General features: G+C 63.7%; 21 protein-coding genes and 1 tRNA gene. 8 read left to right on the plus strand and 14 right to left on the minus strand.

Annotated elements, in window-relative coordinates; genetic code table 11:
* Positions 1-52 precede the first annotated feature (52 nt).
* Complete coding sequence (locus tag IVB12_RS13545; protein WP_247299694.1) at positions 53-820, minus strand: YdcF family protein; 768 nt, start codon at positions 818-820, stop codon at positions 53-55.
* Positions 821-988: 168 nt separating this feature from the next.
* Between IVB12_RS13545 and IVB12_RS13550 the strand changes: the two genes are divergently transcribed.
* The 3 genes from IVB12_RS13550 to IVB12_RS13560 all read left to right on the plus strand — a co-directional run bounded on the left by IVB12_RS13550 (position 989) and on the right by IVB12_RS13560 (position 2905).
* Complete coding sequence (locus IVB12_RS13550; RefSeq protein ID WP_247299581.1) at positions 989-1930, plus strand: acetamidase/formamidase family protein; 942 nt, start codon at positions 989-991, stop codon at positions 1928-1930.
* Positions 1931-2130: 200 nt separating this feature from the next.
* Positions 2131-2328, plus strand: coding sequence for a hypothetical protein (locus IVB12_RS13555; protein WP_007603456.1), 198 nt, complete (start codon positions 2131-2133; stop codon positions 2326-2328).
* A 73-nt stretch (positions 2329-2401) separates the two neighbouring features.
* Positions 2402-2905: a GcrA family cell cycle regulator gene (locus IVB12_RS13560; protein ID WP_247299583.1), complete on the plus strand. Its 504-nt coding sequence runs from the start codon at positions 2402-2404 to the stop codon at positions 2903-2905.
* A gap of 260 nt (positions 2906-3165) precedes the next feature.
* Here IVB12_RS13560 and IVB12_RS13565 read toward each other — a convergent pair whose 3' ends face one another.
* Positions 3166-4719 (minus strand): porin, encoded by a 1554-nt coding sequence (locus IVB12_RS13565; RefSeq protein WP_247299585.1) that lies wholly within the window; start codon positions 4717-4719, stop codon positions 3166-3168.
* A 404-nt stretch (positions 4720-5123) separates the two neighbouring features.
* Here IVB12_RS13565 and IVB12_RS13570 point away from each other — a divergent pair, with 404 nt between their 5' ends.
* Complete coding sequence (locus IVB12_RS13570; RefSeq protein WP_247277084.1) at positions 5124-5630, plus strand: MarR family transcriptional regulator; 507 nt, start codon at positions 5124-5126, stop codon at positions 5628-5630.
* A 19-nt stretch (positions 5631-5649) separates the two neighbouring features.
* Here the strand turns inward: IVB12_RS13570 and IVB12_RS13575 are convergent, their stop codons facing one another.
* Together IVB12_RS13575 and IVB12_RS13580 are read right to left on the minus strand one after the other, a co-directional pair.
* Entirely contained in the window at positions 5650-6756 is a 1107-nt protein-coding gene (locus tag IVB12_RS13575; RefSeq protein WP_247299587.1) for an alpha/beta hydrolase, read from the minus strand.
* Positions 6757-7010: 254 nt separating this feature from the next.
* Positions 7011-7982 (minus strand): SDR family NAD(P)-dependent oxidoreductase, encoded by a 972-nt coding sequence (locus IVB12_RS13580; protein ID WP_247299589.1) that lies wholly within the window; start codon positions 7980-7982, stop codon positions 7011-7013.
* A gap of 569 nt (positions 7983-8551) precedes the next feature.
* On the opposite strand from IVB12_RS13580, the gene IVB12_RS13585 reads away from it, so the two are divergent.
* On the plus strand, positions 8552-8791 hold the full coding sequence (locus IVB12_RS13585; RefSeq protein WP_247299591.1) for a hypothetical protein: 240 nt from the start codon (positions 8552-8554) through the stop codon (positions 8789-8791).
* Positions 8792-9311: 520 nt separating this feature from the next.
* Positions 9312-9824, plus strand: a complete 513-nt coding sequence (locus tag IVB12_RS13590) for a septal ring lytic transglycosylase RlpA family protein (protein ID WP_247299593.1) — start codon at positions 9312-9314, stop codon at positions 9822-9824.
* 359 nt (positions 9825-10183) lie between these two features.
* On the opposite strand, the gene IVB12_RS13595 is transcribed toward IVB12_RS13590, so the two are convergent.
* The 7 genes from IVB12_RS13595 to IVB12_RS13625 all read right to left on the minus strand — a co-directional run bounded on the left by IVB12_RS13595 (position 10184) and on the right by IVB12_RS13625 (position 14891).
* Positions 10184-10261 (minus strand) — tRNA-Pro (locus tag IVB12_RS13595).
* Between the two features lie 103 nt (positions 10262-10364).
* On the minus strand, positions 10365-10943 hold the full coding sequence (locus IVB12_RS13600) for a MerR family transcriptional regulator (protein WP_247299595.1): 579 nt from the start codon (positions 10941-10943) through the stop codon (positions 10365-10367).
* A gap of 24 nt (positions 10944-10967) precedes the next feature.
* The gene (locus IVB12_RS13605; protein WP_018456841.1) at positions 10968-11309 is read right to left on the minus strand and encodes an integration host factor subunit alpha; all 342 of its coding nucleotides are present in this window, start codon (positions 11307-11309) and stop codon (positions 10968-10970) included.
* A 131-nt stretch (positions 11310-11440) separates the two neighbouring features.
* Entirely contained in the window at positions 11441-12421 is a 981-nt protein-coding gene (locus IVB12_RS13610) for a beta-ketoacyl-ACP synthase III (protein ID WP_247299596.1), read from the minus strand.
* On the minus strand, positions 12418-13479 hold the full coding sequence (gene plsX / locus IVB12_RS13615) for a phosphate acyltransferase PlsX (RefSeq protein ID WP_247299598.1): 1062 nt from the start codon (positions 13477-13479) through the stop codon (positions 12418-12420). The genes IVB12_RS13610 and plsX overlap by 4 nt, the downstream gene beginning before the upstream one ends.
* Positions 13480-13773: 294 nt before the next feature.
* Complete coding sequence (locus IVB12_RS13620; protein WP_247299607.1) at positions 13774-14343, minus strand: DUF177 domain-containing protein; 570 nt, start codon at positions 14341-14343, stop codon at positions 13774-13776.
* Complete coding sequence (locus IVB12_RS13625) at positions 14340-14891, minus strand: ubiquinol-cytochrome C chaperone family protein (RefSeq protein ID WP_247299609.1); 552 nt, start codon at positions 14889-14891, stop codon at positions 14340-14342. The genes IVB12_RS13620 and IVB12_RS13625 overlap by 4 nt, the downstream gene beginning before the upstream one ends.
* A gap of 98 nt (positions 14892-14989) precedes the next feature.
* On the opposite strand from IVB12_RS13625, the gene IVB12_RS13630 reads away from it, so the two are divergent.
* Together IVB12_RS13630 and IVB12_RS13635 are read left to right on the plus strand one after the other, a co-directional pair.
* Positions 14990-15475, plus strand: a complete 486-nt coding sequence (locus IVB12_RS13630; RefSeq protein WP_247299612.1) for an outer membrane protein assembly factor BamE — start codon at positions 14990-14992, stop codon at positions 15473-15475.
* A gap of 187 nt (positions 15476-15662) precedes the next feature.
* Positions 15663-16664: a tripartite tricarboxylate transporter substrate binding protein gene (locus tag IVB12_RS13635; protein WP_247299614.1), complete on the plus strand. Its 1002-nt coding sequence runs from the start codon at positions 15663-15665 to the stop codon at positions 16662-16664.
* Between the two features lie 149 nt (positions 16665-16813).
* Here the strand turns inward: IVB12_RS13635 and IVB12_RS13640 are convergent, their stop codons facing one another.
* The 3 genes from IVB12_RS13640 to nusB form a co-directional block, all read right to left on the minus strand.
* Positions 16814-18934: a sodium-translocating pyrophosphatase gene (locus IVB12_RS13640; protein ID WP_247299616.1), complete on the minus strand. Its 2121-nt coding sequence runs from the start codon at positions 18932-18934 to the stop codon at positions 16814-16816.
* 233 nt (positions 18935-19167) lie between these two features.
* Positions 19168-20166: a thiamine-phosphate kinase gene (thiL, locus tag IVB12_RS13645; protein WP_247299618.1), complete on the minus strand. Its 999-nt coding sequence runs from the start codon at positions 20164-20166 to the stop codon at positions 19168-19170.
* Between the two features lie 202 nt (positions 20167-20368).
* The gene (gene nusB, locus IVB12_RS13650; protein WP_027548253.1) at positions 20369-20866 is read right to left on the minus strand and encodes a transcription antitermination factor NusB; all 498 of its coding nucleotides are present in this window, start codon (positions 20864-20866) and stop codon (positions 20369-20371) included.

A 20866-nucleotide genomic window follows, 5' to 3' on the forward strand; every position in this document is an offset into this window, starting at 1 on the left:
CGTCCTCCGGGCCGGCGATCGCGCCGTCTGTTGTTGTTTTGCGGCTCTCGTTCTAGTCCTTGGCGGGCCCCGGAAGCAACTCGCCGGTCCTGCCCATCACGCGGTAGGCCACGAGGCCGATCCACTCGCGCACGGCGACGTCGGTTCGGCCAAGTCCGTCCGCACCCCTATTGGTGAAGGAAAACAGATCGTCACGCCCACCCATTCGCCAGTCCACCGGATAGGCTTCGACGTCAAATCCGGCCTTGCGAAAGATCCCCATCGAGCGCGGCATGTGAAAGGCCGACGTCACCAGAAGCCAGCGCTGGCCCGGCTTCGGTGACACCAATTGCTTCGTGAAGATGGCATTCTCCCAGGTGTTGCGCGAGTCCCGCTCGATGATCAGGCGTTGCTTCGCTATGCCGACATTCTCCAGGACTGGCGCGGAGTAATCAGCTTCCCTCGCGACGGTCGAGACCAGGTTCGACGTGCCCCCGGTGAAGACGATGCGCGCATTGGGATAGCGGCGGGCGAGCTCGGCCGGCGCAAACAGACGATCGGCCGCGTGCGCGACCACCGGCGTGCGATGCGCCGCCGACAGCTCGGTGTCGACGGAGCCGCCGAGCACGATGATGCCATCTGGCGCACCGCGCGACGGATCCCAGGGCGCAAAGCGCGACTCCAGCGGATAGAGCAAGAGATTGCCGAGCGGCGAGAACGCCGCGAGCGCCAGCAGAACCAGCGTGACTGCGGCAAGCTTACGGCCGAACGCGGCAAAGCGCGTCGCCATCAGCACGACAGACAGCATCCCAAGCTCGACCAGGAGATTGATCGGCAGCAGCGCGACGCCGAGGGTCTTGGAGAGAGCGAAAAACAGGAGAGCCTCGCTGGAATGATCGTGCCTGTCATGCGCGGGCTTGACCGGCCCGGCCTTCTTCAGAAATCTTCTTGAAAGAGGATCGATCGCCGGGTCAAGCCCGCGGCCGATGAAACCAACCGGACCCGGCAAATGACCCATCATCACCTGCATTCCAGCCCAGAAACCTGCCATTGGGGCTTCTTCGAAGCCGCGCTCAGGCCCGTCCTCACCATCGCCAGCGGCGACGAGGTGACGATCGACACCATCAGCGGCGGTCCGGACATGCTGCCCGACCGCAATCAGTTTCACATTCCGCCGGAGATGTTGGAGGTTCACGCCAGGAACGAGCGCATGCTGCCCGGCCACATCCTCACCGGTCCGATCGCGGTCGAAGGCGCCGAGCCCGGCGATGTCCTCGCGATCGAGATCCTCGACGTCGAGCTCCGGCAGGATTGGGGCTGGAACATGATCAAGCCGCTGTCCGGCACCCTGCCCGACGATTTCCACGCGACGCGTATCCTGAACATCCCGCTCGACCGAACGCGGATGACCGGCCGCATGCCATGGGGTCTGGACCTGCCGCTCAAGCCGTTCTTCGGCGTCATGGGCGTGTCACCGCCGCCGGCCTGGGGCCGCATCTCCTCGCTGGTCCCCCGCGCGATGGGCGGCAATCTCGACAACAAGGAGCTCGGCGCGGGCGCAACACTTTATTTGCCGGTGTTCGTGCCGGGCGCGCTGTTCTCCTGCGGCGACGGGCACGGCGTGCAAGGCGACGGCGAGGTCTGCGTCACCGCGATCGAGACTGCACTCCGGGGCCGCTTCCGCCTGACATTGCGCAAGGATCTCAAGTTCGACTATCCCCGCGCCGAGACGGCGACGCACTACATGACCATGGCGATGGACCCGGACCTCGACCAATGCGTGGTGCGCGCGCTGCGCGACATGATCGCGCTGCTCGGCGAGACGCGAAACCTGTCGCGTGAAGACGCCTACACGCTGTGCAGCCTGGCCGCCGATCTGCGGGTGACCCAGACCGTCAACGGTGCCAAGGGCATCCATTGCATGATCGAAAAGGCGATCGTGCACGGCTGAGCCGGCCCGCCTCTCCTGATGTGGGTGAAGCCACGCCGCCGCCCGGCTTTCGGGCGGCGCGCCGCGCCGTGCCCAACTTCTCCAGCGATTCCAATGGGCTGATACACCGGTCTGGCCCGGATTTGACTCGCACCCCCGAACCTAAATAGAGTCTTAATCGTTACTTTTATGTACCCGAGTAAGAGGCTAGCGTTCGGGCCATGGCCACCGAAAAAGCCGAGACTGACCGCATTCCCGTAACCTTGGCGCTCTCGACCATCACCTATCTGGAGAAATTGGTGAGACAGGGCACCCACGGCACGAGCGTTCCCGGCGTCGCGCGGACATTGATCGAGGAAGGCATCCGTCTCGCCATCAAGGACGGGCTTTTGTCGATCCGCGACAATGGCAGGACGTGAGCGCGCGCCGGACGTGAGGCGGACCGATCTCGAGAGGCGGATGGCCGACATCTGCAACCTGGGACCGTTACACATGCCTGCTCTTTCCCCGACTCCTTCTCAAACCGCTTCACCGACTTGGACCGACGAACGCATTGAACTCTTGAAGCGGCACTTCGACGCTGGCCTCTCCTGTCGAGAGATCGCCGCCGACATCGGCGTCAGCCGCAACGCGGTGATCGGCAAGCTGTCCCGATTGAATCTGACGCGGGGGCGGACGGTCGATGAGCGCAAGGTTCACGACAGGGGCTTTGCGTCGGCGCGCGCGCCGAAGGCCGTCCCGCGCCTGCAATACGAGATGCTCGCCACGATCTACGGCGAGACCGGCATGCCCGTGGTTGCAGAGCCGATCGACGACGGCAACCGCTGTTCGCTGCTGGAGCTGTCCGAGAATCGCTGCCGCTGGCCCATCTCGACGCCGGGCGAAGACGATTTCTGCTTCTGCGGCAATGCTGCGCCGGAGGGGCAATCCTACTGCGCCGGTCACAGCCGCCTCGCCTACCGGCCGAACTCGCGCACCCGCGCCATCCGCGGCTGAAACAGGCACAACGAAAAACCTCCGGTGGGGCATCACCGGAGGTTTCTGGAGGCTTAGCGTGAAGCCAAGAGCCGCAACTTTCGTAATCGGCTGAGAGCTATATAGCTTAGTAACTCAGGTAAGTAAATAAATCTGAGGCGATTGAATCGCATAGCACGTCTTCATCGACTGCGTGGGAGGCTGCCGATTTCCGAACCGCCTCATTGTAAAAAAGCCCCGGCGGTTTCCCGCCGGGGCTGCTTCATCTTCGAGGGCCGAGCTTACCAGTTGCGCTGTGCGCGCAGCAGCAGGCTGTAGGTGTCCTGGTCCTTCAGCTCGTAGGTGGCCGCCGGCTTGGCGACGGTCGTCAGTGCTCCGGTCGTGATCGCGCCCGAGTACTTCTGGTCGAGATGGCTGTAGGTGAAGTCAGCCGAGAACGTCAGGTTCTTCACCGGTGTCCAGCGGGTGATGACGCCGACCTGGCCAATGTTGAAGTCCGGGTTGCAGGTGCCGGTCAGGGTGGCGAACGCCGCGCTGCCGCAGATCAGGCCCTTGGCGGTGCCGTTGTAGTTGACCGCAGCCCACGCACCATAGAGTGCCGTGTTCCAGTACGGGCTCCAGTTGTGGGTGTAGGCACCCCGGAAGCCGTAGGTCTTGGTCAGCTCGAGGTTGCCGCCCGGGCCGAACACCGCGTCAGACACGCCGGCGAAGCCGATGCTCTGATAAGCGGCGTTCGAGCTGCCGAACATCGAGTAGCTGGTCGCGGCCAGCGACTGGAAGTTGTAGCGGCTCGCGCCCTCGGTGTAGACGCCCGACACGTTGATCACGTCGCCGGCGCCGGTCGGAATGTTCTTGATCGACAGAGCGAGCTGGACGGCCCAACCCCACTTGTCCTCCGGATGACCGGTGACTTCAGTGGCGCCGTAATAGCCGACGTGGTTGTCGTGTGCGGCGACCGACGCCTGGAACATACCCCAGGCCTGGTCGACGCGGACCGTGCCGACGAGGTCGGGCGACCGGGTGCCGCCGATGTCGTTCGACCCGTAGGCGCCGCCGAGGACGCCGGTGGTGCTCATGCCCGCCGTGTTCCAGAGGTTGGTCGTGAAGAACTGAGTCTGGTCCTGCGCCGAGATCGTCGCCGTCACGCCCTGGCCGAAATCGGCCGTGTAGGTGAACTGGGCGACGCCGTTGGTCGAGCCGCTGCCGCCGACCAGCTGATCGAAGTTGTTGCCGGGATAGTTGACCCAGGGCGCGTCGAACTGCGATACAGCCTTACCCATCGTGAAGCCGGCGAACTGGATGAAGGCATAGTAGACGCCGAGCGCGCCGCCCGAGATGCCGCCATCGGTCGGGTTGATGCTGCTGGCCGAACCGGTGAGGGCGGTGCCGGCTGCGTTGAGGCCGATCGTGCTGCTATACTGAGTCCCGCCCGTGGCCGAACCGGTTCCGCTATAATTGCCAGTCGTCCAGGTGAAGACCGCGTCGAAATAGGTGCGGACCACGCCGTACTCGGTCGCGGTGCGCGTGTCGATGTTGAGATCTTCACGAGCGCGCATCGAGTAGTAGTTCGTCAGCCGGTTGTTCGCCGCGAAGACGCCGTTGTACTGGGCGTTGTAGTTGCCGCCCGCGTTGAGGGCGACTTCAGCACGCAGATAGCCGCCCAGCTTGATGCAGGTGTCGGTGCCCGGGATGTAGTAGAAACCCGCACCATAGAGCGTGCAGATCTTGACGTATTCGACCGCCTTGGCCTTGACCGGAAGATCGGCCGCCTGGGCTCCACCGACGGCGATCAGACCCGCCGCAGTGCCGAGCAAAAGGCTCTTCACCAGTTTCATTTAAAACCTCCAAGTTGCTCATTTTACGGAGACCGGACCGTATGGCCCCCCAGATCTCCGTCTCTCAAATCCGCTCGGCCGCTTTGCGCTTTCGGACACACCCGCTTCGAGCGAGGGACGTGAGCGAACCACCTGCAACGGGACGATCGAGGACCCCCCACCGTCATCGATCAATATGCCTGCGTCTTTCGGTAATCAAAATAGTTTATTAGATCAGCTTTCTGGTTTTGCTGGACCTGTGCCCGGCGCGCAACACCCGCCCAAGGAGCAATCAACTGAGCTAATCATCTTTGTAGTTTTAGTGACGAAATTACCCTGCTCTGCACTTGCGTCAGGACAGGCTTGCGTGGACTATGGCCTGCTACGAACACTGGCCTGAAGAATCAGTTCACGGGAGTGACGCTGTGTCCGCAACGAGGAAAGAGGGTTCACGCCTGCGCTCCGTCGGCAATCTGGATATCATCAGGCGCTTCACCTGGGAGATCTCTTCGATCAACATGTATCTGGAGGAGCTGCGTCAGTTCTGGGCGAGGACGCTCGGCATCAGCGGCCCGCAATGGCTGATCCTGATGGCCATCTCCGACCTCGACAAGGACGACGGCATTCCGGTCAACGTCGTCTCCAAGCTTCTCCACGTCGATCCGTCGTTCGTCACCACCCAGTCCAAGCTGCTCGAGAAGAAGGGCCTGTTGCGCCGTCGGCCCTCGCCGACCGACGCCAGGGTGGTCCGGCTGTCCCTGACCGAGAAGACGCAGAAGCACCTGGCGAGCCTCAACGAGCAGTACAAGACCATCAAGGAATTCGTCTTCCAGGAGTTCGACGAGCAAGAGCTCACCGAATTCACCGCCAAGCTCGCAATGCTGAAGTCGCGCCTCGAGAAGGCCTGCGTCCGCCTCACGCTCGATTTCTGACGCGCGCTTTACATCATATCTAGCCGGCTGCGCCGAGCCGCGATTCGAGCCAGTCGAAGATGTATTCGTTGGCAAGGCTCGGATTATCCGCATGGGCCTGCGCCGCGCCGGTCTCGGCCGCAGTGAACACCTTCAACATGACGTCCGAGCTGCCAATGCGGGAGCTCTGGACGATCTGACGCGCCCGGTCGGCCTTCAGCCAGCCATCCTCGCCGAGCGTGATCAACACCGGGCAGTCGATGCTGGAAGCCATCAGCGGCGCATGGGGCACCGGCACGATGCTGACGTCGCTCAGTGCGAATCGGCTGGCGAAGAAGGCCCGCTCGTGCAGGTCCCACAGGCCGCCGTCGCAGACGGCAGCGGCAAGCCGCGGCTCCTGCAACACCGCACGCGCCACGAAGGAAGAGCCCCAGCCATCCGCGACGATTGCAACGCGCGCGAAATCGACGTCACTGCGCGTCTCCAGATAGTCCATGACGCACGCTATCGCGCTCTCAAGATCCCGGCGCCGCAACAGCACATCGATATAATCGTCGCGCTGATCGCCGAACAGGTCCAGCGCCAACACCGAGAATCCACGCTCGCACGCATGTGGCACGAGCTTGAACAGGAATTCCTCCTTGCGGTGGCCGGGCTCGCCGATGCAGATCACGGTCGGAGCCCGCCCGCTTCCCGACGGCGCAGGTAGGAAGTAGCCCTGCAGCGCATGTGCGTCGAGCCAGGGGACGGTCACGACTTCACCGGCCGGGCTGCGCGCGGAAAGGTAGCGGCGTGCGCATTCCTGCATTGCGAGCACAACGACCCAGCGGCGCTCGTCGTCCTGCTCGAGCGGCATCGCCGCGGCGCCATAGTAGTTCATGGCGCGCAGCCAGTTGCGCCGTGCGCTCGCCATGTGACCTTCTGCGGAGGCCGCCTCGGCGCGCTGCCGATTGGCTTGCGCCAACTTCTTCCACTCGCGGTGCCAGGAGCGGCCGTCGCCCCGCTTCAGCTGCCGCGCGATCATCAGGCATTCGGCGATGGTGGCGCCGCCCTCCTGAGCCGCGGTGAGCAGCCGCGTGAATTCAGCGGAGATGTCCTCTCGCTCCGGGCAAAGGGTCCAGTCGTCGGAGAGGCATGCGGGCATCATCGGGAGCTACGCTCTATCGTCGCGCGTTACGCCTGCTTGACTAAACCATTTCAGGTCCCCAACCAAGCAGCCGCGACCAAAATGAAAGCCGTTCGAGATCACCATCGCTTGAACATTGTCGTGTCGCATGCGTGACATACCGATCGGTCATGATGCGGACGTCACATTGGCAAGAGGTGGCACGTAAAATTGCCTGAGCACCTCTTGCCATGACGATCATCATACCCACATGGGCGCCCCGCTCGCAGGCGGCCTCAACCCAGCCGCCAGCCGACCTCCTGCGTAAAACTTTCGTAGAAGGCGCGGTCGTAGGCCTGCTCCGGCGCGGCGCGCACGCGCTCGTCGAGGCGCTTGGCGTCCTCGCCGACGAGAATGCGCCATCGCTCCGCCTTGACCCCGTCGAGAATGATCTTCGCGGCCTCGGCCGCCGTCGTCGGCGCATCCTCCAGGAAGCTGCGGGCGCGCTCGGCAAACGCCGCCTGGATGTCCTCCTCCGTCATTTTGTCGGCATCTGGCACGCCGGCCGCGATCATGCGCTTGCGGGTCAGCGCGACCTCGTCGGCATTGAGCCGGTCCGAGCCATCACTGCTCTGCACCTTGCGCGAATTGGAGACGATCGAGGTGCCGATGTGACCGGGCATCACCACCGAGCATTTGACGTGCGGCGCGTGCAAGCGGAGGTCGTTGATCAGCGCTTCGGTAAATCCCTTCACCGCGAACTTCGCCGAGCTGTAGGCGGTGTGCGCCTGGTTCATGCCGATCGAGGCCCAGAAGCCGTTGACGCTCGCGGTGTTGACGATGTGCGCCTCGTCCGCGGCGACCAGCATCGGCAGGAAGGTGCGCACGCCGAGATAGACGCCGCCCCAGCAGATGTTGAAGGTGCGCTCCCACTGCTCGCGCGTGTTGGTGAACAGGCTGCCGCCACCGCCGATGCCGGCATTGTTGAACAACAAATGGATCCGGTCCGTTTTCTGCTGCTCGGCGAGCTCGTCGCGAAAACGCTTCAGATGGTCCTCGATCGCGACGTCGGCGACATGCGTCGTGACGCGCAGGCCTTGCGGCAGCTTCTCGGCCTCGCAGAGCCGCTTGGTCTCGGCCATCGCGGCTTCCGAGACGTCGCACATCGCGACGTTGCAGCCCTCAGCCACGAGCTGCCGTGCGAGCTCGCGCCCCATTCCCGTGCCGCCGCCGGTGATGACTGCGATCTTTCCTGCAAAATCCTTCATGGGACTTCGGTCCCTCCCCTTGTCGGTATGTTTCTTCAGAGCTGCCCGCGCTGCGGGGCGCCGCGTAAAATGTAGCAGCGTCGCATCGGCAGGTAAAAGCGCATCAGCGCGATCATTCGACGCCGGTGATTTCGGGCCGCGGACTATTCACATGAGGGCATCGGCAGCCTCGTCGAGGTCACCGTGGTCCGGCGACCTCTCACCGCGGCGCATCCTTCGAGACGCGCGCTTTCAGCAGGTCCTCAGGATGAGGACACAATGCGCGGCATCAGTTTGAGCGAGCCTCATCCTGAGGAGACCGCGTGAAGCAATCGTCTCAAGGACGAGGTGTGCGCGCAAGGCCGCTCAAAAAGCCGTATGCGATAGCCCACAATCCGCCCATTGCTGAGGCCGGCCCCGTATTTGTCCGGCTTCGTGTTAGCGGGAATTTTTTTATAATCCGAATCGTCAAATCGATTCCGTACGCTGGGGCAAGTCGGCCCAGGCCAGCGTATTTGTTGCGTGTCACAGGCTCTGGCACTCCGCTTGCATCCTCTTCGTGGTCAGAAATAACCGATGAGGTGACAGGAATGTTCGTGACCGTCGTTGCCGTGCTCTGCCGGCTCAGCGCAGCCAGCTCAGGCAGTTGCGTCGAGGAAATCGTGACCGACAGCAACATGACGCCCGAGATGTCGATGATGCAATGCGCGATCGGCGCACAGGCCCCGCTTGCGAAATGGATGGGCGAGCATCCGATCTATCGCGCCAACTGGCGCCTCGATCGCTACAAATGCGTGCCTGGTCACTACGAGATCAAGGGCCACGCTTAAGCCCGTAGAACTACGACGCCGAGGAAACGCCCGGGAAGGCGCGCCCCTCTCCCTCCGCATGGGCTCGATAGCGCCAGCATCATTGAGCCGCCGCGCTCCGTGACAATGATCACGCGCATCGACCCGAAACTGTACCGCGTCCCCGCCGAGCAGATTCCCTGTACCGGCCAGCTAAAGGACGTTGAAGCCTTCAACCCGATGCCCCGTTGTGGCAGCTAACACAAATTGCGAAGCTCGAGCAGTTTCGAGATCGAAGGACTGCACTCTCCGAGTAGAAGCCAAGCAGCGGCTGCTGGGTGCGGCAATTTCGTGCCTCGCCGCAGATCTACGGCGTGATGCGCCGCAGCGAGACAAGTGCTTGCTGCGCTGCGCCTTTAGTACTCTCGGAACTAGGCATCGAACCAGCGGTATGCATTCACCTTTGTCTGCACGAGAAATGCTGGTGCAGGAACACAGGCCGATGAGTTTGCATTGTCCGTCAGTTTCATGCGTGAGGCCGATCATGCAAGTTCTTTGTAGAATGATCGCGATTGCAACAATCCCAGCTTGGATGGCGATCTGCTCGACTCCTGCTGTCGCGCAAACCTTCGACGACAGGTGGTCCATCATTCCCAAAGCACACGCGGAGCCAGTTCCTGAAGGGCTCGACCAGACAAAGAAGGACGAAACGCAATCGCAACCTTCGACCCCACAGCAAGCGCAACCTCTGACTCCGGAAGAGCCCTCGAAAGATCGTTTAGGAGCCCAATCTTCTCATCGTGTCATTTCCGGCAAAGCCTCCTACTATTCTTATCCCAAAGGCAAGACAGCAAGCGGTTCATCGTTTGATCGTAATCGGCTAACAGCGGCGCACCGCCACCTGCCCTTCGGCACCAAGTTGCGCGTTACTCACGGCAGCCGAAGCGTCATCGTCACAGTCAATGACCGCGGTCCGTTCGTCCGCAGTCGTGTCCTCGACCTTTCGCTGGCCGCTGCGCGCAGCTTGGGGATTACCGATCGTGGCGTGGCTCAGATTCGTGCAGAGGTGTTGTGAACACACAACCGGCGTCGAAGCGAAATGGCCTGCAATTCAAAGAACTCCGACGCTACTGCGCCATTATTCTCGTCAGTATACCATTTACTCTGCGGGCTGACGGCAGCGCCGAATGGCGCAAATCCGATAACCCCCGGCCCTCTACTTAAGTGACCCTGGCAGTCTCTTCTCCACCGCTGTCAAATCGCTTCGGAAAACCGTCATTCTCCAATGACATCGCTACTGTGCATGGGGTTGTTTTCGGCGTTTTTGTTTCCCGACCACCGAAGCAGCCATCCACGACTGACGCGCGCATCCGTCACGGGCGGGAGCAGACTCCACGCCGACGGTCAATCCACCCGACAGATGAGTTGAGAAAATGGTCGGAGCGAGAGGATTTGAACCTCCGACCCCTAGTCTCCCAGACTAGTGCGCTAACCGGGCTGCGCCACGCTCCGAATGCCGTTCCATTAGCTAGGATCGCCGCCTTGTGCAAGGCGCCCGCACCAAATTGGTGTCGGCTCAAATTCCGGAACTGCCCGCAAAGCCGGCGGAACGGCCCTACCCGTCCTTCAGCGCCTGATCCAGCATCTCACGGCAGGCAACGAGGTCGGCGAGCGCCCGCCCTAGCCGCTCCCGGTCCAGCGCGCTGGGGCCAGCCGGCGCGGCGGCAGTGCCGCCCTTGCGGAAGGTGGTGAGGATGTCCTCGTCGTCGATCTCGGCGAAGCGGAAGTCGATGCCTTCCTCTTCGTCGCCCTGGTAATCGTCATCGTCGCTGTCGGTGACGCCCCTGATCGGTGCCTCGTCGTCGGGCTCCATCAAGCTCGCGCCGATGGCGTCCTCGATGGCCCCGAACGAGACCGCGGCGGCGCTGTCGGCGAGGCCCTGCACCGATTTGACGCCGTGCTCTTTCAGGATCCGCTGCACCCCGCGGATGGTGTAGCCCTCCCCGTAGAGCAGGCGGCGGATGCCCTTGAGCAGGTCGACGTCGTCGGGGCGGTAGTAGCGGCGGCCGCCGCTGCGCTTCATTGGCTTGATCTGGGAGAACCGCGTCTCCCAGAACCGCAGCACGTGCTGCGGAATGTCGAGTTCCTGCGCTACTTCGCTGATGGTTCGGAACGCATCCGGCGCCTTGTCCAAATGCCAATCCTTTCCGAAAGGCGATTACGCCTCGGGTTGAGCCTTGCTGGCGTCGCCATTGGTGCGGTGCTGGGCGTTGATCCGCTGCTTCAGGATCGCCGACGGCTTGAACACCATCACCCGGCGCGGCGAGATCGGCACCTCGGTGCCGGTCTTCGGATTACGGCCGATACGCTGACCCTTCTTGCGCACCATGAAGGAGCCGAACGAGGACAATTTTACCGTCTCGCCCTTCTCAAGGCAGTCGGTGATCTCCTTGAGCACGAGTTCCACGAAGGCGGACGATTCCGTGCGCGACAGGCCCACCTTCTGGTAGACGGCTTCGCACAGATCGACACGCGTTACGGTTTTGCTTTGATCGGTCATCGCCCTGCCCCACATCACGGCGAACAATTGTTGTCTGAAATTAGGAGCTTACGATACAACGGTCAACAGCGCTCATCAATGCAGACGCATCGATAATCGCGCTGATTCCGGCAAAATTTTATCGACTGTTGCTACCAGCGCACGAGCGCGGAGCCCCAGGTGAAGCCGCCGCCCATGGCCTCCAGGAGAACCAGGTCGCCCTTCTTGATGCGGCCGTCCCTGCGTGCCACCGACAGCGCCAAGGGAATCGAAGCCGCCGAGGTGTTGCCGTGACGGTCCACGGTCAGCACCACCTTCTCCGGCGCGATATGCAACTTGTGCGCGGAGGCGTCGATGATTCGCTTGTTGGCCTGGTGCGGCACGAACCAGTCGATGCTGTCGGCATTGAGCCCGGTCGCCTGGAAGGCATCGACGATCACGTCCGTGATCATGCCCACCGCATGCTTGAAGACCTCGCGGCCCTCCATACGCAGATGGCCGACGGTCTGTGTCGAGGACGGCCCGCCGTCGACGAACAGCTTTGCCTTGTGGCGGCCATCGGAGCGCAGATGAGTGGTCACGATGCCGCGGTCGGTCGCGGCGGTGCCCGGCTGCTCCTGCGCCTCCAGCACGACAGCGCCGGCGCCGTCGCCGAACAGTACGCAGGTGCCGCGGTCGTTCCAGTCGAGGATGCGCGAGAAGGTCTCGGCGCCGATCACCAGCGCGCGCTTATAGGCGCCGGTGCGCAGGAAATTGTCGGCGGTGGCCAGCGCGAACACGAAACCGGAGCAGACCGCCTGGAGGTCGAACGCCGCGCCATGGTTGATGCCGAGCCCGTGCTGCACGGCGACCGCGGTTGCGGGAAACGTATTATCCGGCGTCGAGGTCGCCAGCACGATCAGCTCGATCGATTGCGCGTCCACCCCCGCATCGCTCAGCGCAGCCTGCGCCGCCCGCAGCGCCAAGTGCGAGGTGAACTCGCCCTCAGCCGCGATGTGCCGTTCACGGATGCCGGTGCGCTGTACGATCCACTCGTCGGAGGTGTCGATGCGGGCCGCCAATTGGGCGTTGGTCACCACCTGCTCCGGCAGATAAGAGCCGCAGCCGAGCACGACCGAACGAATTTTCGTCACGAAACAGCCTCCTGCGCGGCCTGCACGGAACTGAGTGCACCACCCTCGCGGTTGAGCATCTGATTGATCTTGTTCAGGAGATCGTAGTGAGCCATCTCATAGCCAACATCGATCGCATAGGCAAAGCCTTCGGCGCTGATTCCGCCATGGCTCTTGACCACTAGTCCCTTCAGTCCCAGGAACACGCCGCCATTCGACTTGTTTGGGTCCATCTTGTCGCGCAGGGCCTGAAAAGCGCTGCGCGCAAACAGATAGCCGAGCTTGGACAGCCAGCTCCGCTGCATCTCGTTACGGAGTAATTCCGCCATCTGCCGTGCGGTTCCCTCGGCGGCCTTGAGCGCGATGTTGCCGCTAAAACCTTCGGTCACGATGACGTCGGCCAGCCCCTTGCCGATGCCGTCGCCCTCGACGAAGCCGATATAGTCGAGCTCCGGCAGGTTCCTCGCACGCAGGATCTCGCTAGCCTCGCGGATCTCCTCGTGGCCCTTGATCTCCTCGGCGCCGATGTTGAGCAGCCCGACCGTGGGCCGCGTCTTGTCGAACAGCACGCTCGCCATGGCCGCGCCCATGAGCGCGAGCGACACCAAATGGTGGGCGTCGCCGCCGATGGTCGCACCGAGGTCGAGCACGACGGACTGGCCACGCTTAGTTGGCCATATCCCGGTGATCGCCGGGCGGTCGATGCCCGGCAGCGTGCGTAGGTGGAAACGCGCCATCGCCATCAGCGCGCCGGTGTTGCCGGCGGAGATCGCAACATCCGCCTCGCCCTTCTTCACGGCATCGATCGCGAGCCACATCGAGGAGGTTTTGCGGCCGCGCCGCAACGCCTGGCTCGGCTTGTCCTCCATGCTGACCGCGACGTCGGTATGGATGATCTTCGAGGCGGCCTTGAGCGCGGAGTGCTTTTCGAGCTCGGGCTCGATCTTGGCGCGGTCCCCGACCAGCAGGAATTCGCTGTCGCGGTGCCTGCCAAGCGAGATGGCAGCGCCGGGAATGACCACGGCGGGGCCGACATCGCCTCCCATGGCGTCCAGCGCGATGCGAATCTTGCTTGGCATGAAAGTCCTGGAACTGGTCTCGTGCGGTCTTAAGCTAGCGGGCCGCAAAATGGGTTCGCCACGGACATGGCGGTTGGCCGAGCGCCACGCCGCACCCGGACCGGGCCGCGACAATAGCGTTTTGTACCCCCGAAACAACCTCTTGCCCCCAGCCTTTTGCATTCAGGACGATCCGCGAGCGCACCGACAAATCAGGGCGGAAACGCATTGAAATCAAACGGATGAAACCGTTCTTCAAACCAGCGCGGCAAACGGTTCGTGTCCGGTCCGAAGCGGTCCCGCCGCAAATCCAAGCTATTTGCCCTTTTTCCTGTCCTGCAGGGCCTTCAGGGCTGCGAAGGGATGGTCCTCGGGATCGAGGGCGGTGACGTCCGCCTCGAACACGGCCCCCTCCTTGCGCGGATAGGGATCGATTGCCAGAAACAGCGCGTCAGTGGCGAGACGCCCAAGGTCGATGATGCCATTGACGATCGCCTCCGGCGGGTCGGCGACCGCAGGCAGCGCCTCGTCGTCCTGTCCCTCCTCGATCAGGTCGGCCAGCCGGCGCGCCTCGGCTTCGGGAGCGAACATCAGGTCCACCTCCTCCTCGATCTCGGTCTCGATCGGATCGAGCGTGACGACGCAGGTCTGGCCGATCCGGCCGCGGACCAGCCCCGTGACCTGGATCCGCCCGCCGCTTCTCGGCACCACATCGAAGCTGGCATGAGCGGACAGGATCTCCCGCAGGCCCGCGAGCTCGGCCATGGCCTGCCGTTCGGCCGCCGAGGCCTCGAGTACGCGATGCAGGCCGGTGTCAGGGACCTGCGCCACGATGACGGGCGCCCGCCAGGGATCGGGCTCGGATCCGGTCGTCGGTCGGCTCATGGCGTGACATCCTCTGGGAGGGCTGGGGGAAACTTGAAGGACGCGCGCAAGAGCGCGGCCTCGTCGGTCCGGCCGAGATCGGCTTCTGTGGCCCGGGCATAAGCCGCGAGCCTCTGCGCCTGATCGATGCCGGTCCCGTTCAAGATATTCTTGCAGATCGCCGATGCCAGCGCCTCGCCGCCGCCCTCCATGGCCTGGTCATAGGCCTGGACGCGGCCATAGAAGGCCTCGCCAAAAGCCCGCATCCGCTTCGGCACGGTCTGGTCGCCCACCCCCATCTCGCGGAGATTGTCGTCCATGTCCTCGCAGAAGCGGTCGAACAGCGCCTGCGACAGCTCGGTGGCGCCCTGGACCGTGCGCAGGCGGCGCAGCAGCAGCCAAAGATGCAGCAGCAACAGGTCGAAACGCCCGTTAACCGTGTCCGGCACGCCCAAGTCACGGTAAAATATGGGTTCTCGCGCCTGCGTCACGATCATGCCATAGATGGCCTCGATGGTGCCCCGCGGGGCTAGCCGGGGTTTCCTGAAGTGATTGAACGGCCAAAGCATTGTGGTTTCCGCAAGCAGGCGCGCGCGTGTTGCATTCAGAGCCTCCGCCCGGTACTTCAGCGCCTCGCGCGACGCAAGGGGACGGAATCAGTTCCGCAATGACGATAACGAACCAGACCAGCCAGCGCGCAAGTCAGCGGCGCGGCCTTCACGCATGTTGGCGCGGCCTGCGCATAGTCGCGGCCGCGACCCTGGTCAGCGCGGCGCTTGCGGGTTGCACCGGCGAGCAGTTCCAGAAGGGCTACATCCTGCCGCCTGGGGCACTGGAGCAGATTCCGATTGGCGCGAGCCAGGACCAGGTGCTGATCGTGATGGGCACGCCCTCCACCGTCGCGACCCTGGACGGCGAGGTGTTCTACTACATCTCCCAGCGCTCCGAGCGTCCCGTCGCCTTCATGAACCAGAAGGTGGTCGACCAACGCGTGATCGCGATCTATTTCGACAAGAACCGGCGCGTGCGCCGGCTGGCGAATTACGGCCTTCAGGACGGCAAGATCTTCGACTTCATCAGCCGCACCACGGCGACCTCGGGTCAGGAGATGAGCTACCTCACCCCGCTGTTCAAGCTGCTCAGCTTTAACTGAGCTCTTAGGGCGTTTTCGAGCCAAGTGGATACCGGTTCGCGTAAAGAAAACGCATGAAGAATCTGGAGCCCGTTCCGATTGCACCGGAATGGGCTCGAGCCTGCGGCGTCGTGCCGTTTCGTGCGACTTGCCGTCGCACGTCGGGTTCCCTACGCTCGCTGCAAAACGAGAAGCAGGGAGTGGACTCGTGCCCAAGACTTTTTTGTCCCGTCGTCGTGTGCTCGCTGGCGCTGCCGGCCTCTCGGCCGCAGCAATCCTGCCGCGATCGAGCCTGGCCGACTGGAAGCCCACCGAGAACGTTCGCCTCATCGTGCCGGCGGCGGCTGGCGGCTCGACCGACGTCATGGGCAGGCTCCTCGCCGCGCATCTGCAGACTGCCTGGGGCCAGTCGGCGGTCGTGGAGAACCGCTCGGGCGGTGGCGGCACCATTGGCACAGCCGAGGTGGTCCGCGCCAAGCCCGATGGTCACACCATCCTGATCGGCAATCCGGGGCCGAACGCGATCGCCTACAGCATTTTCAAGAACCTCACCTACAAGCCGGAGCAGCTCCAGCCGGTCTCCAACATGATCCGGATTCCGAACATCGTCTCGGCGCATCCGAAGACCGGCATCACATCGATTCCCGAGCTGATCGCGTACCTGAAGGCCAATCCGGACAAGCTCAGCTACGCCTCCTCAGGCGTCGGCCAGAGCCCTCACCTCACCGGCGCCTGGTTCCTTCAGCTCACCGGGTTGAAGATGACCCACATCCCGTTCCGCGGCGCCGGCCCCGCACTCCAGGCCGCGCTCGCGGGCGACATCCAGATCCTGTTCGACAATCTCTATCCGAGCCTGCCGCAGGTGCAGAACGGCACGCTCAACGGCCTCTGCGTCACCACGACCGAGCGTAGCGAGCTCGCGCCGAATCTGCCGACCATGCGCGAGAGCGCGCCGGAGCTGGCGAACTTCGACGTGTCCTCCTGGTTCGCCGTCTTCCTGCCGAAGGGCGTCCCCGCGCCCGTGCTCGAAGCGCTCAATCTCCAAGTGAAGGCGATGCTGGAGCGCGACGACATCAAGAAGCAGATCGCCGCCATGGGCGCCCGCGCCGACTACGGCACGCCGCAGCACTTCGCCGCCTTCGTGGATGCCGAGACAAAGAAGTTCGCCGCGATCATCCAGAAGGAAGGCCTGCAGATGGACGTGCAGTAACGCACAGCGTCATTCCGGGGCGGCTCCAACGAGCCGAACCCGGAATCTCGAGATTCCGGGTTCGGTCTGCGGACCGCCCCGGAATGACAATGAGAAAGAAAACCCCGCGGCTCGCGCCGCGGGGTTTTGTCTCGTTCCACTTCCGCCGCTCAATGCGCCAAGATCGCCAGCAGCAGCAAGGCCACGATGTTCGTGATCTTGATCATCGGGTTCACCGCGGGGCCGGCGGTGTCCTTGTAGGGATCGCCGACGGTGTCGCCGGTCACCGCCGACTTGTGGGCATCACTACCTTTGCCGCCGAAATGGCCGTCCTCGATGTACTTCTTGGCGTTGTCCCAGGCGCCGCCGCCCGAGGTCATGGAGATCGCGACGAACAGGCCCGTCACGATTACGCCGAGCAGCATCGCGCCCACCGCCGAGAACGCCGCTGACTTGCCGGCCGCACCTCCACCCGCGATCGCGTAGATCAGGAAGTAGACGACAATGGGCGACAGCACCGGCAGCAGCGAGGGGATGATCATCTCCTTGATCGCCGCTTTCGTGAGCAGATCCACCGCCTTGCCGTAGTCCGGTTTGTCAGTGCCCTGCATGATGCCGGGCTTCTCGCGGAACTGACGGCGCACCTCTTCCACGATCGCGCCGGCAGCACGGCCGACGGCCGTCATGCCCATCGCGCCGAACAGATACGGCAAGAGGCCGCCGAACAACAGGCCCACCACCACGTAGGGATTGTTGAGCGAGAAGTCCGGATTGACGCCTGCGAAGTAGGGATGGCGCGCGGAGTCGGCAACGAAGAACTTGAGGTCCTGGTTGTAGGCCGCGAACAGCACCAGCGCACCGAGTCCGGCCGAGCCGATCGCGTAGCCCTTCGTCACCGCCTTGGTGGTGTTGCCGACCGCGTCGAGCGCGTCGGTCGACTTGCGCACCTCCTTCGGCAGGCCCGCCATCTCGGCAATGCCACCGGCATTGTCGGTGACCGGACCGAATGCGTCGAGCGCGACGATCATGCCGGCCAGCGCCAGCATGGTGGCAGTCGCGATCGCGATGCCGAACAGCCCAGCGAGGCTGTAGGTGACCAGGATGCCGGCGATGATGACGATCGCGGGCAGCGCGGTCGCTTCCATCGAGACGGCGAGGCCCTGGATCACGTTGGTGCCGTGACCGGTCACCGAAGCCTGGGCAATCGACTTCACCGGTCGATAGTCGGTGCCGGTGTAGTATTCGGTGATCCAGATGATCAGCGCCGTGACGACGAGGCCGACCACGCCGCATTCGAACAGAGCTGTGCCGGTGTAGTCGACGCCGTCGAGCTTGCCGAAGCCGATCAAGTAGTAGATCACCAGCGCGATGCCTATCAGGGACAGGATGCCGGTCGCGATCAGGCCCTTGTAGAGCGCGCCCATGATCGACTGGCTCGGCCCGAGCTTCACGAAGAAGGTGCCGATGATCGAGGTGATGATGCAGATGCCGCCGATCGCGAGCGGCAGCGTCATCATGTTGGCGAGGATCGGCGTCTTGGCGAAGAAGATCGCCGCCAGGACCATGGTGGCGACGGCGGTCACCGCATAGGTCTCGAACAGGTCAGCGGCCATGCCGGCACAGTCGCCGACATTGTCGCCGACATTGTCGGCGATCGTGGCGGGGTTGCGCGGGTCATCCTCGGGGATGCCGGCCTCGACCTTGCCGACGAGGTCGCCGCCGACGTCCGCCCCCTTGGTGAAGATACCGCCGCCAAGACGGGCGAAGATCGAGATCAGCGAGGCGCCGAAGCCGAGCGCCACCAGGGCGTCGACGACGAGACGGCTGTCGGGCGCGAGCTTAAGCGAGTGGACCAGGAAGGCGAAATAGAGTGTGACGCCCAGCAGGGCGAGACCGGCGACCAGAAGGCCAGTGATGGCGCCTGCTTTGAAGGCGAGCTCCAGGCCGCCCGCGAGCGAGGTCGTCGCGGCCTGAGCAGTGCGCACATTGGCGCGGACCGAGACGTTCATGCCGATGAAGCCGGCCGCCCCCGACAGGATGGCGCCGATGGCAAAACCGATCGCGACATAAACCCCAAGGAAATAGGCAAGCAGCACGAAGATGACGATGCCGACGAGACCGATCGTGGTGTACTGGCGCCGCAGATACGCCTGTGCACCTTCGCGCACCGCTCCTGCGATCTCCTGCATGCGCGGCGACCCCGCATCCGCGCTCAACACCGAAGACGTCGCCCAAATCGCGTAGACGACGGAAAGCACTCCGCAGAGTACTATCAACCATAATGCTGTCATGTGATTTTTTGCCTCAGATCCTTGATGTACCCCCGGCGCCTTTTGTTGTCCGTCGTGCGGTGCGGCGCCTTGATTTTGAACAAAGCCGCCCCTTGCCCGAAGGGGCGGCCCCAGTCGGTTGCGAGCTTGCCAAAATCAAATTGAGGGTGCAACGCCGGATAAGGCCGAAACAGCCGATCTCGGCAGGTATTTAGGCCGGGCCCTGAGCGTCTGGCGCTGGCTTGGAGCGATTCCTAGAAATGGCTGTACGAAAGGCGCTTCAAAGTCAATTCCTGCCCCTGCCCATCAAGGAAGCGCGGCGGCTCTTGGCCCGCAACAATCGTGCCGATCGCCGTGACGGCAAGGCCAGCCGCCCGCCCCGAGGCGATCAGCGCATCGCTTTGCGCCGGCGGGACGGTGCACAGCACCTCGTAATCGTCGCCACCGGCCAGTAGCGTCTCGACGCCAACAGCCTTGCGCGCGACCAGGCCTGCTGCCGCAGCCGATAGCGGTATGTTCGCGACGTCGACCGTGGCCGAGACACCGGATGCTGCGCAAAGCTTGGCGAGATCGCCCGCGAGCCCGTCGGAGACATCCATCGCGGCGCTTGCGTGATCGCGCACGGCCTGCGCCAGCGCATTGCGCGGCCGCGGCACGCGATAGCGCGAGACCAGAAAATCCCGCGCGGCGGGATCGGATGTCAGCGCGCCGGCCGCAGCGCCGCCGGTGAGCACGTGGAGGCCGAGCGCGGCATCGCCGATCGTCCCCGTCACCAGAATGCGGTCGCCCGGCCGGGCGCCGATGCGACCGACCATTCGTCCTTGCGGGACGCGGCCGAAGGCAGTGATCGAGATCATCTGCGGTCCCGGCGTCGACACCGTATCGCCGCCGAGCAGCGGGCACGCGAAGCTCTTGGCGTCCTCGCCGAGCGCATCCGCAAACGGCCGCAGCCAGGCATCCTCCCTGTTGCGCAATGCCAGCGTCAGCACGAATCCGGCTGGGACCGCGCCCTTGGCCGCGAGATCGGACAGGTTCACCCGCAGCGCCTTGCGCGCGATGGTGTCAGGCGGATCAGCGGCAAGATAATGCACGCCCTCCACTACCGCATCGGTGGTGACGACGATGTCCTCGCCAGCCGATCTCAGGATCGCGGCATCGTCGACTAGGCCGAACGCGCCGGGATCGATCGCCAGCGGCTTGAAATAGCGCGCGATGAGGGAGTCTTCGCCAGAGAGATTTTGCGTGTCTGCCATCGGCGCCAGCCTCACTCCTCTCTGTCATCGCCCCGGCAAAGGCGCGAAGCGCGTCTCCAAAAAAGCGACTGGGCGATCCGGTATTCCAGAGAGCTCGGGCGACATCGATAGGCCCCGCCGTATTGGATCACCCGCCTTCGCGGGTGATGATGGCGATGTATGGGGCAATCATACCGCATCACTTCATCACCCCAGGGTATCGCTACCCACGCCCGAACTCGTCACCGCGAAACTGGCGGCCGATCTGGTCGAGGACTGCGTTGACCATGCCGGTCTCCTCGCGGTCGACGAAAGCGTTGGCGACGTCGACATATTCAGAGACCACGACGCGGCCCGGGACGTCCTTGCGGTGCTGGAGCTCATAGGCCCCGGCCCGCAGCACTGCACGCAGGATCGCCTCGATCCGCTTCAGGGGCCACCCCTTCGACAGCGCCTCGTCGATCAGCGGATCGAGCTTCTTCTGGTCGCGCACGACGCCGGAAACGACGTCGCGGAAGAAGGCGGCCTCCGCCGGAAGGTACGTATCGCCCTCGACCTCGTTGCCGAGCCAGTGGCTCTCGAACTCCGCAAAAATGTCGTTGATGCCCGCACCGGCGATGTCCATCTGGTAGAGCGCCTGGACGGCGGCGAGCCGCGCCGCGCCGCGGCGGTTCGCCTTCTTCTCCGGAGCACCCGCCGGCTTTTTGTTGTTGTCGGCCAT

This window comes from Bradyrhizobium sp. 179, assembly GCF_023073535.1.
Taxonomy (GTDB): Bacteria; Pseudomonadota; Alphaproteobacteria; order Rhizobiales; family Xanthobacteraceae; genus Bradyrhizobium.

Excerpts from the sequence above, each read along its gene's own strand:
- IVB12_RS13560 (WP_247299583.1), top strand. The coding sequence starts at position 2,402 with ATGCCTGCTCTTTCCCCGACTCCTTCTCAAACCGCTTCACCGACTTGG.
- IVB12_RS13550 (WP_247299581.1), top strand. The coding sequence starts at position 989 with ATGACCCATCATCACCTGCATTCCAGCCCAGAAACCTGCCATTGGGGC.
- IVB12_RS13575 (WP_247299587.1), bottom strand. The coding sequence starts at position 6,756 with ATGATGCCCGCATGCCTCTCCGACGACTGGACCCTTTGCCCGGAGCGA.
- nusB (WP_027548253.1), bottom strand. The coding sequence starts at position 20,866 with ATGGCCGACAACAACAAAAAGCCGGCGGGTGCTCCGGAGAAGAAGGCG.
- IVB12_RS13605 (WP_018456841.1), bottom strand. The coding sequence starts at position 11,309 with ATGACCGATCAAAGCAAAACCGTAACGCGTGTCGATCTGTGCGAAGCC.
- IVB12_RS13555 (WP_007603456.1), top strand. The coding sequence starts at position 2,131 with ATGGCCACCGAAAAAGCCGAGACTGACCGCATTCCCGTAACCTTGGCG.
- thiL (WP_247299618.1), bottom strand. The coding sequence starts at position 20,166 with ATGGCAGACACGCAAAATCTCTCTGGCGAAGACTCCCTCATCGCGCGC.
- IVB12_RS13620 (WP_247299607.1), bottom strand. The coding sequence starts at position 14,343 with ATGAGCCGACCGACGACCGGATCCGAGCCCGATCCCTGGCGGGCGCCC.
- IVB12_RS13640 (WP_247299616.1), bottom strand. The coding sequence starts at position 18,934 with ATGACAGCATTATGGTTGATAGTACTCTGCGGAGTGCTTTCCGTCGTC.
- IVB12_RS13565 (WP_247299585.1), bottom strand. The coding sequence starts at position 4,719 with ATGAAACTGGTGAAGAGCCTTTTGCTCGGCACTGCGGCGGGTCTGATC.
- IVB12_RS13580 (WP_247299589.1), bottom strand. The coding sequence starts at position 7,982 with ATGAAGGATTTTGCAGGAAAGATCGCAGTCATCACCGGCGGCGGCACG.
- IVB12_RS13625 (WP_247299609.1), bottom strand. The coding sequence starts at position 14,891 with ATGCTTTGGCCGTTCAATCACTTCAGGAAACCCCGGCTAGCCCCGCGG.
- IVB12_RS13585 (WP_247299591.1), top strand. The coding sequence starts at position 8,552 with ATGTTCGTGACCGTCGTTGCCGTGCTCTGCCGGCTCAGCGCAGCCAGC.
- IVB12_RS13590 (WP_247299593.1), top strand. The coding sequence starts at position 9,312 with ATGATCGCGATTGCAACAATCCCAGCTTGGATGGCGATCTGCTCGACT.
- plsX (WP_247299598.1), bottom strand. The coding sequence starts at position 13,479 with ATGCCAAGCAAGATTCGCATCGCGCTGGACGCCATGGGAGGCGATGTC.
- IVB12_RS13630 (WP_247299612.1), top strand. The coding sequence starts at position 14,990 with ATGACGATAACGAACCAGACCAGCCAGCGCGCAAGTCAGCGGCGCGGC.